Consider the following 13,332-nt stretch of genomic DNA (forward strand, 5'->3'; position numbering starts at 1 on the left):
TCGCCCGTGCCAGTAATTACCCGTTCAAAGGGCGATTATTTTTTGTCTTTCACTTCTTCAAACTCAGCGTCGACAACATCGTCATCTTTCGCATTGTTTGCGGAAGCGTCAGCGGAGCCTGCCTGCTGCTGTGCGTGCTGCTGCTGGGCGATCTCCATCAGTTTCTGGGAAACCTGCGCCAGTTCCTGCATCTTCGCTTCGATAGCCGCTTTGTCTTCACCTTTCAGCGCCGTTTCCAGGCCGCTCAGCGCAGACTCAATGGCCGTCTTATCGTCAGCCGGCAGCTGATCGCCTGCTTCTTCTACCTGCTTACGCGTGCTGTGCAGCAGATGGTCGCCCTGGTTGCGGGTCTGAACCAGCTCTTCGAACTTACGGTCAGATTCTGCGTTCGCTTCTGCTTCGCGAACCATTTTCTGAATCTCTTCCTCGTTCAGGCCAGAAGATGCCTTGATGGTGATCTTCTGCTCTTTACCGCTGTTTTTGTCTTTCGCGGAAACGTGCAGGATACCGTCAGCATCGATATCGAAGGTGACTTCGATCTGCGGCATGCCGCGCGGCGCTGGGTTGATGCCATCCAGGTTGAACTGACCCAGAGATTTGTTATCAGACGCGCGTTTACGCTCACCCTGCAGCACATGGATGGTTACCGCAGACTGGTTGTCTTCTGCAGTAGAGAACACCTGGCTGTGCTTGGTCGGGATGGTGGTGTTTTTGCTGATCAGCGCAGTCATGACGCCGCCCATCGTTTCGATACCCAGCGACAGCGGGGTAACGTCGAGCAACAGAACGTCTTTCACATCCCCGGTCAATACACCGCCCTGAACGGCAGCACCGATAGCCACGGCTTCGTCCGGGTTAACGTCTTTACGCGGTTCTTTACCAAAGAACTCAGCCACTTTCTTCTGCACCATTGGCATACGGGTCTGACCACCAACGAGAATAACGTCGTTGATATCAGATACGGACAGGCCAGCGTCCTGCAGTGCAACTTTCAGCGGCTCGATAGAACGGTTCACCAGATCTTCGACCAGGCTTTCCAGTTTCGCGCGCGTCACTTTGATGTTCATGTGTTTCGGACCGGTGGCATCTGCGGTGATATACGGCAGGTTCACATCGGTCTGCTGTGCGGAAGAAAGTTCGATTTTCGCTTTTTCCGCCGCTTCTTTCAGGCGCTGCATGGCCAGCGGGTCATTACGCAGGTCAATGCCCTGATCTTTCTTAAATTCTTCAACCAGATAGTTGATCATACGGCTGTCGAAGTCTTCACCACCCAAGTGGGTATCACCGTTGGTTGCCAGAACTTCAAAGGTTTTTTCGCCGTCAACTTCGTCGATTTCGATAATAGAGATATCGAAGGTACCGCCACCGAGGTCGTAGACCGCGATAGTACGGTTGCCAACTTCTTTATCCAGACCGTAAGCCAGTGCCGCTGCGGTCGGTTCGTTGATGATACGTTTGACTTCCAGACCTGCGATACGGCCAGCATCTTTGGTTGCCTGACGCTGAGCATCGTTAAAGTATGCAGGTACGGTAATAACCGCTTCCGTTACCGGCTCACCCAGGTAATCTTCCGCCGTTTTCTTCATTTTTTTCAGCACTTCGGCAGAGATCTGCGGCGGCGCCATTTTCTGGCCTTTCACATCAAGCCATGCGTCGCCGTTATCGGCGCCGATGATTTTGTACGGCATGATAGAAACATCGCGCTGGACTTCTTCGTCCTGGAAGCGGCGGCCAATCAGGCGTTTGATCGCAAACAGGGTGTTTTGCGGGTTTGTCACTGCCTGACGTTTAGCCGGCTGACCAACCAGAGTTTCACCATCCTGGGTATATGCAATGATAGAAGGCGTGGTGCGATCGCCCTCAGCATTCTCCAGCACGCGTGCCTGAGTGCCGTCCATAATCGCTACACAAGAGTTGGTAGTACCCAGGTCGATACCAATAATTTTACCCATCTAAACGTCTCCACTAAAAATTCGGTCAACATGTGGTTGTGAGTCTGTAATAAGGGCGAAACGTGCGGTTTCAACTACCCCTGAATCGTTTTTTTTCAGACTCGCCATTGCGGTTGACTACTAAGTGGGGTCGTAACCCACTTCATCAAGGGGGGAATGAAAAAAATTTTTGCTTTTGATGAGAAAAAAGCCTCCGACGGCGTTGTGATGTCAATCACGTCAAAAATAACGCCGTTTCCCCTGATGAGATCATAGACAGCCACCTCGCCCCTGATTATTATGCCGCGCCCCGAACGCGGAACCGTTTTTCGGGGAAACTATTTCACCATTCAATCAATGATGATTTTTGAGGATTTATGGGCAACACTAAGTTGGCTAACCCGGCACCGCTGGGCCTGATGGGCTTCGGCATGACCACCATTCTGCTTAACCTGCATAACGCGGGTTTCTTCGCCCTTGACGGTATTATTCTCGCGATGGGAATTTTCTACGGCGGCATCGCGCAAATCTTTGCCGGTCTGCTGGAATACAAAAAAGGCAACACTTTCGGCTTAACCGCCTTCACCTCTTACGGCGCCTTCTGGCTGACGCTGGTCGCCATTCTGCTGATGCCGAAAATGGGTCTGACCGACGCGCCGAATGCGCAGTTCCTCGGGGTATTCCTCGGTCTGTGGGGCGTCTTCACGCTGTTTATGTTCTTCGGTACGCTGAAAGGCGCACGCGCGCTGCAGTTCGTCTTCCTGAGCCTGACCGTTCTGTTCGCCCTGCTGGCTGTCGGCAACATCGGCGGCAGCGAAGCGGTGATCCACATCGCAGGTTGGGTCGGTCTGGTATGCGGCGCCAGCGCGATTTACCTGGCGATGGGTGAAGTGCTGAACGAGCAGTTTGGCCGCACCATTTTGCCAATCGGCGACGCGCATTAATCATTTATCCCCCCGCCTGGGGGGATACTCTCACTGCCGTTGTAGCTCAGCCTGTATGTCCGTGTTGTGATAACACCTATCCTGCCGCAACCAAATTCCCAGTCCTAGCCCTACCAGCGACAGCGCCAGCACATACCATGCCGGGGCCATTGGCGATACGTTCATTAACAACGTCACCGCAATGGGCGTCAGGCCGCCGAAAATGGCGTAGGAAACATTGTACGAAAACGAAATGCCGGTAAAGCGAACCTCCGCAGGGAACGCGCGTACCATTACGTATGGCACAGCGCCGACCACGCCCACGCACAATCCCACCAGCCCGTATAAAAGAAATAATCGCGCCGGGTGTTCACCCGCCAGGTGATAGAAGAGCCCACTGGAACAGGCCAGCAGAACACTGCCGACAATAAAGGTTTTGCTGGCGCCGACGCGATCGACAAGGTAGCCGGAGAGCAGGCAGCCGACGCAGAGCATGATGGTCGCCACGCTGTTGGCCTGGAGCGTCAGGGCAGGAGCCAGTCCATACTGTTTTTGCAGCCAGACCGGCGACATCAGTATGACCACCACAATACCCGCAGAGAGCAGCCAGGTCAGCAGCATTGAGATGATGACGGCTTTCTGATGCCTGACCACCACCGACTTCACCGGTAACTCCTGCGCCAACGCTTTACGCTGTTGCATTTCCAGAAAGACAGGCGTTTCCTGTAACCAGCGGCGCAGGTACATCGCCACCAGGCCAAACACACCGCCGAGCAGGAAAGGAATGCGCCAGCCATAGTCGTGGACCGCCTGGGAAGAAAAATGGGTATTGACCTGTGTTGCCACCACTGAGCCGAGCAGGATACCCACCGTCAGCCCCGCCGTTAGCGTGCCGCAGGCTATGCCGATACGATGTTCCGGCACATGTTCGGCGACAAACACCCACGCGCCCGGCACTTCCCCGCCAATCGCCGCCCCTTGCAGGATGCGCATCAGCAACAATAACAGCGGCGCGGCAATGCCTATCGCGGCATAAGTCGGTAACAGACCTATCGCCAGCGTGGGCACCGCCATCAGCAGGATGCTCAGAGTGAACATTTTCTTGCGCCCGACCAGATCGCCGAAATGCGCCATAATGATGCCGCCTAACGGACGCGCCAGATAGCCTGCGGCAAAAATACCAAAGGTCTGCACCTGACGAAGCCATTCCGGAATGTCTGCCGGGAAAAACAGCTCACCAACAACGGCGGCAAAAAAGACGAAGATAATGAAGTCGTAAAACTCCAGCGCGCCGCCCAGAGCGGCCAGCGTCAGCGTTTTATAGTCCTGACGATTCAAAGATCGGGCATGTTGTGACATAGCAAACCAGCATTAAGGCGTGATTGGGCGATCGCGCATCGCCCTTGTAAAGTAAACCTTACTTTAACGTAAATAAATCAACACGCCAGATTTGCCGATGCTTATGTCACAAAAACATATAATTTAGCTATTTGTTTCGCGCCGCGCGCTTTTCGGACGAAATGCTGCTACAACTTCCGCTGCTGTTTCAACGTAAGGCCCGTCAAGCAACTGTATACAATACGGTACACTGGCAAAAATACCCGCGACCACCACGCTGCCATCCGCTGCTTTGACCCCTTCCAGCGTCTCTTGAATCGATTTCGGCTGGCCCGGCAAATTGAGGATCAGCGCCTGTTTGCGGATCACCCCAACCTGGCGCGAGAGAATCGCTGTCGGTACAAAGTGGAGGCTAATCTGCCGCATCTGTTCACCGAAACCGGGCATCTCGCGGTCGGCAATGGCCAGCGTCGCGTCCGGCGTGACGTCGCGACGCGCCGGACCGGTACCGCCGGTAGTCAGCACCAGGTGGCAACTCATTTCGTCGACCAGTTCGCACAGCGTCTGCTCAATAATGGCCTGCTCATCGGGAATTAAACGCGTCTGCACGTCAAACGGCGTTGTCAGCGCTTTGCCCAGCCATTCTTCCAGAGCCGGGATGCCTTTATCCTGATAAACACCGCTGGACGCGCGGTCAGAAATCGACACTAAGCCGATGCGTAAGGTATTCATATTCATTCCATTCAACTGATGCATTTAGGGAATGATACACGCAGAGGGGATTTTCAGACAGAGGACGAGAGAGGTCGCGTGACCGGGGATCCGGTCACGCGGAATGATTACAGCAGATCGCCGATCATTTTTTCCAGTTTTTCCTGGTCAACGGCAAACTTACGGATACCGTCCGCCAGTTTGTCCACCGCCATTGGATCCTGGTTGTGCTGCCACAGGAACTCAGACTCGGTAATACGTTCCGGGCGCGCTTTCACTTCGCCAGAGAAGGACAGTTTACGTTCGACAGCGCCTTCGCTTTCAGCCAGTTCTTTCAGCAGCGCCGGAGCGATCGTCAGGCGGTCGCAACCTGCCAGCTCAAGGATTTCGCCGATATTGCGGAAGCTTGCGCCCATTACTACCGTCTCGTAGCCGTGCTGTTTGTAGTATTCGTAGATTTCCGTTACGGAAACCACGCCCGGATCTTCTGCCGGAGCATACTCTTTCTTATCGGTATTGGCTTTGTACCAGTCCAGAATACGACCAACAAACGGGGAGATCAGGTAAACACCCGCTTCAGCACAGGCGCGCGCCTGAGCGAAGGAGAACAGCAGCGTCAGGTTACAGTTGATGCCCTCTTTTTCCAACTGCTCAGCGGCACGGATGCCCTGCCAGGTGGAAGCCAGCTTAATCAGAATGCGATCGTTGCTGATGCCCGCATCGTTATAGAGCTTAATGATGCGTTTTGCCTTAGCGATAGACGCTTCGGTGTCGTAGGACAGACGCGCATCCACTTCCGTGGAGATACGGCCCGGAACCAGTTTGAGGATTTCCAGACCGATGTTGACCGCCAGCTTATCGGTAGCGTCAACAATCTGCTGCGCGCGGTCGCTGCTCTGCTGCTTAGCCCAGGCAACAGCGTCATCAATCAACTTGCGGTATTCCGGGATCTGCGCTGCGTTAAGAATGAGAGAAGGGTTGGTTGTGGCATCCTGCGGCTGATACAGCTTCATTGCCGCGATGTCTCCGGTGTCGGCCACCACGGTGGTGAACTGACGAAGGGAGGTCAATTTGTCCGTCATGATAGTGTTTCTCTTTAAACAGCTTGTTAGGGGGATGTAACCGGTCTGCCCTGATGATAACACGACGCAGTGTCAGCGCAACCGCAGACAATGCGGTTATCCCCGTCGCGCCGCCAGGGTCAATTTTCAGCGCTTGTCTTGATGTCACGCGCGATTCGTGCGCTCAACCTCATGTATGATTGACGCCCGCTACCCGTTGTCCAGCAGCGTATATACTATTCGACAATTGGTAACGCTTACACGGGATTGTTAAAGCGTACCGGCAGCAACAAGAGGGATGTTAATGCCTGACTTCTTTTCATTTATCAACGACGTGCTCTGGGGATCGGTCATGATCTACCTGCTCTTTGGGGCAGGCTGCTGGTTTACCTGGCGCACGGGATTCGTTCAATTTCGCTATATCCGCCAGTTTGGCAGAAGTCTGAAAAACAGCGTGAACCCGCAACCGGGCGGGCTAACCTCGTTTCAGGCGTTATGCACCAGTCTTGCCGCGCGGATAGGGAGCGGCAACCTGTCCGGCGTCGCGCTGGCGATCACCGCCGGCGGGCCGGGCGCGGTTTTCTGGATGTGGGTCGCTGCCGTTATCGGCATGGCCACCTCCTTCGCCGAAAGCGCCCTGGCCCAACTGTATAAAGAGCGCGATCGCCACGGCCAGTTTCGCGGCGGTCCGGCGTGGTATATGGCGCGCGGTTTAGGCATGCGGTGGATGGGCGTGCTGTTCGCCCTCTTTTTGCTGATAGCGTATGGGATGATTTTCAATGGCGTGCAGGCAAACGCCGTTTCGCGCGCGCTCCATTTTTCGTTTGATTTCCCGCCCCTGGTCAGCGGCGTGGTCCTCGCCGGCGCCGCGTTGCTGGTTATCGTCAGGGGCATCCGGGGCGTGGCGCGAATGATGCAGTGGTTTGTTCCGATGATGGCGCTGCTATGGGTGGTGACCAGCCTGGTGGTCTGTGCAATCAATATCGACTTGATCCCTGACGTGGTACTGTCCATCGTGCAGAGCGCGTTTGGCTGGCAGGAAGCCGCAGGCGGCGCGGCAGGGTACACGCTGAGCCAGGCCCTTACCAGCGGCTTTCAGCGCAGCATGTTTTCTAATGAAGCCGGAATGGGGTCAACGCCGAATGCCGCCGCCGCGGCAGCCTCCTGGCCGCCGCACCCCGCAGCCCAGGGCATCGTACAGATGATCGGCATTTTTATCGACACGCTGGTGGTCTGCAGCGCCACCGCCATGCTGGTTTTGCTGGCTGGCAACGGCACGACCTATGCGCCGATGGAAGGCATACAGTTGATCCAGAAAGCGATGAGCGCGCTGGTTGGCGAGTGGGGTGGCGATTTTGTCGCCATTGTGGTGACGCTGTTTGCCTTTAGTTCGATCGTGGTGAACACCATTTATGCCGAGAACAATCTGTTCTTTCTGCGAATGGATAACCGGCGGGCCATCTGGACATTGCGGTTTGCGGCCTGTTCTACGGTGATCGCCGGGACGCTGATGAGTTTCCCCGTTTTGTGGCAACTTGCCGACATCATCATGGCCTGCATGGCGATAACCAATTTGACCGCGATTCTGCTGCTGTCGCCGGTGGTGCATACCCTCGCCAGCGATTATTTACGCCAGCGTAAACTGGGCGTGCGTCCCGTCTTCGATCCGCTGCGGTACCCGGATATTGAACCGCAGCTGGCGCCGGATGCCTGGGACGATATCCCACGGAACTAATCGCAACTATCGATCAACTCTGTCGCGTTTTTTGCTAAAGTCGCAGAAAATTTCCTGCAAGGACTGGATATGCTGATTCTGATTTCACCTGCAAAAACCCTCGACTATCAAAGCCCGCTGGCGACAACGCGCTTTACGCAACCCGAGCTGCTGGATCACGCCCAGCAGCTTATTCATGAGGCGCGCAAGCTGTCGGCGCCGCAAATCGGCAAGCTGATGGGCATCAGCGATAAACTTGCCGATCTGAATGCCACCCGCTTTCATGACTGGCAGCCCGACTTTACGCCGGAAAACGCCCGCCAGGCTATTCTCGCGTTTAAGGGCGATGTGTATACCGGTTTGCAGGCGGAAACCTTCAGCGACGCGGATTTCGAGTTCGCCCAGCAGCATTTACGTATGCTGTCAGGGTTATACGGCGTCCTGCGCCCATTGGATCTGATGCAGCCGTACCGTCTGGAAATGGGGATTCGTCTGCAAAACGCCAGAGGGAAAGACCTGTATCAGTTTTGGGGCGATGTGATTACCAACAAGCTAAACGACGCGCTGGCGGCACAGGGAGACCGGGTGATTATCAATCTGGCGTCGGACGAATACTTTAAATCGGTGAAACCGCAGAAATTGAATGCAGAATTAATCAAGCCGGTGTTTCTTGATGAGAAGAACGGCAAGTTTAAGGTGATCAGCTTCTACGCCAAAAAAGCGCGCGGCCTGATGAGCCGGTACATTATTGAAAATCGTCTGACGAAACCGGAACAATTGACCGGTTTTAATCGTGAAGGCTATTTCTTTGATGAAACCGCATCGGGGGATGGCGAATTGGTGTTTAAGCGCTACGAGCAGTAATGGGCGATGGTCTGATGGCGGCACGCCGCCATCAGACATTGCAGATACAGCCGCGATTATCCCCGGCTCATCATCAGCTTACGCAGAGCGGCGAAATCCGCTGGAAGCGAATGGGAAAGCAGCGGCAGATCGGCCCTTTCCGCCAGCGCTTTCGGCAGATCCAACGTTTCGCCCAGGATCGCTTCCACGCTCTCTTTAAATTTCGCCGGATGCGCCGTACCGAGAAACAGACCGTACTCGCCCGGATTCAGGCGATCGCGCAGGGCGCGGTACGCTACCGCCGCGTGCGGCTCCGAGGTATATCCCTTCGCTTTGAGCTCACGCAGGGTCTCTTTGGTGGTTTCATCATCCACTGCGGCATAGCCCAGCTCATTCAGACGCCAGATCTTACGACGGAACAGCTCCTCAACGCGCGGCCAGTTGTTCGGCTGGCTGACATCCATGGCGTTCGACAAAGTCGCCTGCGTCGCTTTCGGCGCCCATTTGCCCTCCTGCAGGAATCTCGGTACGGTATCATTGACGTTGGTCGCCGCGATAAAGCGCTTCACCGGCAGGCCAAGCGACTTCGCCAACAGGCCCGCCGTCAGATCGCCAAAGTTTCCGCTCGGTACAGAGATGACCAACTGATTGCGCGCGTCTTGCGGCAACTGCGCGACGGCTTCAAAGTAATAACAAATCTGCGCCAGCAGACGGCTGATATTGATCGAGTTCGCCGAGTTCAGCCCCAGCGCGACTTTCAGTTCCTCATCATCGAACGCCTGCTTCACCAGCGCCTGACAAGCATCGAAATCGCCATCAATCGCCACGGTTTCAATGTTGCCGCCGAGGGTGCAGAACAGTTTTTCCTGTAGCGGGCTGATCTTGCCGCGCGGATACAGAATAACGACGCGCACGTTCGGCAGACCGTAAAACGCATGGGCCACGGCAGCGCCAGTATCACCTGATGTCGCCGTCAGAATGGTCACCGGCTTGTCGCCGCTGATTTGGGTCAACATCTGCGCCATAAACCGGCCGCCGAAATCCTTAAACGCCAACGTTGGGCCGTGGAACAGCTCCAGACAGCCGACGTCGCCTTCAACCTGTGTGACCGGCGCCGGGAAGGTAAACGCGGCGCGCACGCGCTCTTCAAGGATCGCCTGCGGGATCTCATCGCCAATAAAAGCGGAAAGAATCTTCGCGCTCCGGCTGACGAAATCCTGGTTCAGCATGTCATCGACTTCTGTCAGGCTAAATTCCGGCAGGTCGTGCGGAAAAAACAGCCCCTGATTTTTGCCCAGCCCCTGCGTGACGGCCTGCGCGAAGTTAACCTGTTCGTTATGATCTTTAAGATTGTAGAGTTTCATTAATTATCCCAATACCCGTGCGCCTGCCGTGTCCAGCCGGCAAATATGAACAAAGCCTTCCTGATTTTGCAGATAGTTTTTCTCAAGCCAGCCAGCCACCCGCTGTGCGGTATCCGGCTTATCGCACAGCGCGAACAGCGTCGGCCCTGATCCGGAAATCCCGCTCGCCAGCGCGCCGATTTCCGCCACCGCCTGACGCGCCAGGCTGAAGCCCGGCAGTAAACGCTCGCGGTACGGTTCGGCAATCACGTCCTTCATCAGTTTTGCCGCCAGCCCTGGCTGACGGGAATAACAGGCATGAATAAATCCGGCCAGATGACGCCCGTGGGCGATGCAGTCCTGACGACGATATTGCGCAGGCAAAATCGCGCGCGCTTCCGCCGTAGAGACCTTAATGCCCGGATAAGCCAGCACCCACAGCCATTCATCAAAGCCTGGCACCTGCTGGCTGATAATGCCGTTTTCTTCAATCATCAGCTGCATGCCGCCGAGGAAACACGGCGCCACATTATCGTAATGAATACTGCCTGAGATACGGCCTTCCAGCTCGCCCATGATCGCCAGCAGCCGGGTATCGTTCAGCGGCTTTCCGCAGTGCGCGTTCATCGCCACCAGCGCCGCCACCACAGAACAGGCGCTGGACCCTAAACCGGAGCCAATCGGCATATTCTTTTCCAGGGTCATCGCCACCGGGATCGGTTTACCCAACTCCTGGCAGAAACGCTCCCAGCATTGATACACAATGTTTTCGCGTGGCTCGGTCGGCAGTTTGTCGGCGAAATGGCCGCGATTTTGCAGACTGAAGCTTTCCGCCGCGTCAACCGTTACCACATCGCCTAATAGTGAACCATCAACCGGCGTTACGGCCGCCCCGAGCACATCGAAGCCAACGCTCATATTGGCGCTGGAAGCCGGGGCATACACTTTAACCATCTTAGACTCCTAACTTCCATGAGAGGGTACGCAGCAGGTCGGCAAATACCCCTGCCGCCGTCACGTCGTTACCGGCGCCGTAACCACGCAGCACCAGCGGCAGCGGCTGGTAATAGTGGCTGTAGAAGGCCAGCGCGTTTTCGCCGTTTTTCACTTTATATAACGGATCGTTGCCATCCACTTCAGCAATTTTCACCCGGCACACGCCGTCTTCTTCGATGTTGCCAACATAGCGTAAGACGTTGCCCGCATCACGCGCTTTTGCCACTCGTGCGGCAAAGGCGTCATCCAGTTGCGGCAGGTTCGCCATAAACGCCGCGACATCGCCGGAATCGTCAAATGTTTCCGGAAGGACTGGCTCAATTACGATGTCAGACAGCTCCAGCTCACGCCCGGTTTCACGGGCGAGGATCAGCAGCTTGCGCGCAACGTCCATCCCGGACAGATCGTCACGCGGATCCGGCTCGGTATAGCCCATTTCGCGCGCCATTTTGGTGGCGTCCGAAAGGCTCATCCCTTCGTCCAGCTTACCGAAAATAAACGACAGCGAACCAGACAGGATGCCGGAAAATTTTTGCAGTTCGTCACCCGCGTTGAGCAGGTTTTGCAGGTTCTCGATTACCGGCAAACCCGCGCCGACGTTAGTGTCGTAAAGGAATTTACGCCGTGACTTCGCCGCCGCGAAACGCAACTGGTGGTAGTAATCCATCGACGAGGTATTCGCCTTTTTGTTCGGCGTAACGACGTGGAAACCTTCACGCAGGAAGTCTGCATACTGATCCGCCACCGCCTGGCTGGAGGTGCAGTCGACAATCACCGGGTTCAGCAGATGGTAGTCTTTCACCAGCCGAATTAAGCGTCCCAGGTTAAACGGCTCTTTCGCTTCCGCCAGCGCCGCCTGCCAGTTTTCCAGGTTCAGGCCGTGTACGTTAGTCAACATTGCCCTGGAGTTCGCTACGCCGCAGACGCGCAGATCGATATGCTTGTTCTTAAGCCAGGTTTGCTGTCGCTTAAGCTGCTCCAGCAGTGCGCCGCCGACGCCGCCGACGCCGATGACAAATACTTCAATCACCTGGTCGGTATTGAACAGCATCTGATGGGTCACACGGACGCCCGTAGTGACATCGTCATTGTTCACAACAACCGAAATGGAACGTTCGGAAGACCCTTGAGCGATTGCGACAATATTGATATTGGCGCGAGCCAGCGCGGCGAAGAATTTAGCGGAGATCCCGCGCAGCGTGCGCATGCCATCCCCCACGACCGAAATGATCGCCAGACGTTCTGTGACAGCCAGCGGTTCCAGCAGCCCTTCTTTCAGCTCAAGATAGAACTCGTCCTGCAACGCGCGCTGGGCGCGGGCGCAGTCTGCCTGCGGCACACAGAAGCTGATGCTGTATTCCGATGATGACTGGGTGATCAGCACCACCGAGATCCCGGCGCGTGACATTACCGCGAAAACGCGCGCCGCCATCCCCACCATGCCTTTCATTCCAGGGCCGGAGACGTTGAACATCGCCATATTGTTGAGGTTAGAAATGCCTTTCACCGGCAGGTCGTCTTCGTCACGGCTTGCGCCAATGAGCGTGCCCGGCGCCTGCGGGTTACCGGTATTTTTAATCAGGCAAGGGATCTGGAACTGGGCGATTGGGGTGATGGTACGGGGGTGAAGGACTTTCGCGCCAAAGTAGGAGAGCTCCATCGCTTCCTGATACGACATCGACTTCAGCAGCCTGGCATCCGGTACCTGGCGCGGATCGCAGGTATACACGCCGTCAACGTCAGTCCAGATCTCGCAGCAGTCGGCGCGTAAGCAGGCGGCCAGTACCGCGGCAGAGTAATCGGAACCATTGCGGCCCAGCACCACCAGCTCCCCTTTCTCGTTCCCGGCGGTGAAACCGGCCATCAGAATCATGTGATCGGCCGGGATGCGTCCGGCGGCGATACGACGCGTCGATTCGGCAATATCAACGGTAGATTCGAGGTAGTGACCGACAGCCAGCAATTTCTCGACAGGATCGATAACGGTCACGTTGTGGCCGCGAGCTTCCAGCAGGCCCGCCATGATGGCAATTGACATTTTTTCGCCACGGCAGATAAGCGCAGCGTTGATGCTGTCCGGGCACTGGCCGAGCAGGCTGATCCCATGCAGTACATGTTTAATCTGGGCAAACTCTTGCTCAACGAACGCTTTCAACTTCGCCACCGGGAAGCCCGGTTGCGCCTCAGCGAGCCCAGTCAGAAGTTCGGCAAAAATACGTTCGGCATCGCTGATATTGGGCAAAGCGTCCTGGCCGCCGATAGTCTTTTCAATCATGGCCACCAGATGGTTCGTTATTTTCGCCGGGGCAGAAAGTACGGTCGCTACCTGCCCCTGCCTGGCATTGCTCTCCAGAATATCGGCAACCCGCAGAAAACGTTCTGCATTTGCCACTGATGTACCGCCGAACTTCAACACTCGCATGGTTGTTACCTCGTTACCTTTGGTCGAAAAAAAAGCCCGCACTGTTCAGG

The 13,332-nt window shown here is 55.8% G+C and carries 10 protein-coding genes and 1 other annotated feature (1 of these 11 running past the window's edge); of the genes, 3 read left to right on the forward strand and 7 right to left on the reverse strand.

What is annotated here, in order from left to right:
* Positions 1-35: 35 nt before the first annotated feature.
* Positions 36-1,952, reverse strand: a complete 1,917-nt coding sequence (dnaK, locus tag JY391_RS18265) for a molecular chaperone DnaK (RefSeq protein WP_042290234.1) — start codon at positions 1,950-1,952, stop codon at positions 36-38.
* Positions 1,953-2,308: 356 nt separating this feature from the next.
* On the opposite strand from dnaK, the gene satP reads away from it, so the two are divergent.
* On the forward strand, positions 2,309-2,875 hold the full coding sequence (satP, locus tag JY391_RS18270) for an acetate uptake transporter (RefSeq protein ID WP_060570764.1): 567 nt from the start codon (positions 2,309-2,311) through the stop codon (positions 2,873-2,875).
* A 30-nt stretch (positions 2,876-2,905) separates the two neighbouring features.
* On the opposite strand, the gene JY391_RS18275 is transcribed toward satP, so the two are convergent.
* The 3 genes from JY391_RS18275 to tal form a co-directional block, all read right to left on the reverse strand.
* Entirely contained in the window at positions 2,906-4,213 is a 1,308-nt protein-coding gene (locus tag JY391_RS18275) for an MFS transporter (protein ID WP_181822008.1), read from the reverse strand.
* A gap of 123 nt (positions 4,214-4,336) precedes the next feature.
* Positions 4,337-4,924, reverse strand: a complete 588-nt coding sequence (gene mog / locus JY391_RS18280) for a molybdopterin adenylyltransferase (RefSeq protein WP_211934786.1) — start codon at positions 4,922-4,924, stop codon at positions 4,337-4,339.
* Between the two features lie 107 nt (positions 4,925-5,031).
* On the reverse strand, positions 5,032-5,985 hold the full coding sequence (gene tal, locus JY391_RS18285; RefSeq protein ID WP_042290242.1) for a transaldolase: 954 nt from the start codon (positions 5,983-5,985) through the stop codon (positions 5,032-5,034).
* 283 nt (positions 5,986-6,268) lie between these two features.
* Here tal and JY391_RS18290 point away from each other — a divergent pair, with 283 nt between their 5' ends.
* Both JY391_RS18290 and yaaA read left to right on the forward strand, forming a co-directional pair.
* Complete coding sequence (locus JY391_RS18290; RefSeq protein WP_060570767.1) at positions 6,269-7,699, forward strand: alanine/glycine:cation symporter family protein; 1,431 nt, start codon at positions 6,269-6,271, stop codon at positions 7,697-7,699.
* 69 nt (positions 7,700-7,768) lie between these two features.
* Positions 7,769-8,542, forward strand: coding sequence for a peroxide stress protein YaaA (yaaA, locus tag JY391_RS18295; protein WP_060570768.1), 774 nt, complete (start codon positions 7,769-7,771; stop codon positions 8,540-8,542).
* 56 nt (positions 8,543-8,598) lie between these two features.
* Here yaaA and thrC read toward each other — a convergent pair whose 3' ends face one another.
* Genes thrC through thrA form a run of 3 tightly spaced genes read right to left on the reverse strand, consistent with a single transcriptional unit; the run spans position 8,599 to position 13,282 of the window.
* A complete protein-coding gene (gene thrC, locus JY391_RS18300) occupies positions 8,599-9,885 on the reverse strand; it encodes a threonine synthase (RefSeq protein WP_211934787.1) in 1,287 nt (428 codons plus the stop codon).
* Positions 9,886-9,888: 3 nt separating this feature from the next.
* Positions 9,889-10,818 carry a homoserine kinase gene (thrB, locus tag JY391_RS18305; RefSeq protein WP_211934788.1) on the reverse strand — a complete coding sequence of 310 codons (930 nt, stop codon included), beginning with the start codon at positions 10,816-10,818 and terminating at the stop codon, positions 9,889-9,891.
* Position 10,819: 1 nt separating this feature from the next.
* Positions 10,820-13,282, reverse strand: a complete 2,463-nt coding sequence (thrA, locus tag JY391_RS18310) for a bifunctional aspartate kinase/homoserine dehydrogenase I (protein ID WP_042290336.1) — start codon at positions 13,280-13,282, stop codon at positions 10,820-10,822.
* Between the two features lie 25 nt (positions 13,283-13,307).
* Positions 13,308-13,332, reverse strand: a sequence feature (Thr leader region); it runs 96 nt beyond the window's last position.

Source organism: Citrobacter sedlakii (genome assembly GCF_018128425.1).
GTDB classification, from domain to species: domain Bacteria; phylum Pseudomonadota; class Gammaproteobacteria; order Enterobacterales; family Enterobacteriaceae; genus Citrobacter_A; species Citrobacter_A sedlakii.

Coding starts and splice junctions, on each gene's coding strand:
- dnaK (WP_042290234.1), bottom strand. CDS start 1,952: ATGGGTAAAATTATTGGTATCGACCTGGGTACTACCAACTCTTGTGTA.
- satP (WP_060570764.1), top strand. CDS start 2,309: ATGGGCAACACTAAGTTGGCTAACCCGGCACCGCTGGGCCTGATGGGC.
- JY391_RS18275 (WP_181822008.1), bottom strand. CDS start 4,213: ATGTCACAACATGCCCGATCTTTGAATCGTCAGGACTATAAAACGCTG.
- mog (WP_211934786.1), bottom strand. CDS start 4,924: ATGAATACCTTACGCATCGGCTTAGTGTCGATTTCTGACCGCGCGTCC.
- tal (WP_042290242.1), bottom strand. CDS start 5,985: ATGACGGACAAATTGACCTCCCTTCGTCAGTTCACCACCGTGGTGGCC.
- JY391_RS18290 (WP_060570767.1), top strand. CDS start 6,269: ATGCCTGACTTCTTTTCATTTATCAACGACGTGCTCTGGGGATCGGTC.
- yaaA (WP_060570768.1), top strand. CDS start 7,769: ATGCTGATTCTGATTTCACCTGCAAAAACCCTCGACTATCAAAGCCCG.
- thrC (WP_211934787.1), bottom strand. CDS start 9,885: ATGAAACTCTACAATCTTAAAGATCATAACGAACAGGTTAACTTCGCG.
- thrB (WP_211934788.1), bottom strand. CDS start 10,818: ATGGTTAAAGTGTATGCCCCGGCTTCCAGCGCCAATATGAGCGTTGGC.
- thrA (WP_042290336.1), bottom strand. CDS start 13,282: ATGCGAGTGTTGAAGTTCGGCGGTACATCAGTGGCAAATGCAGAACGT.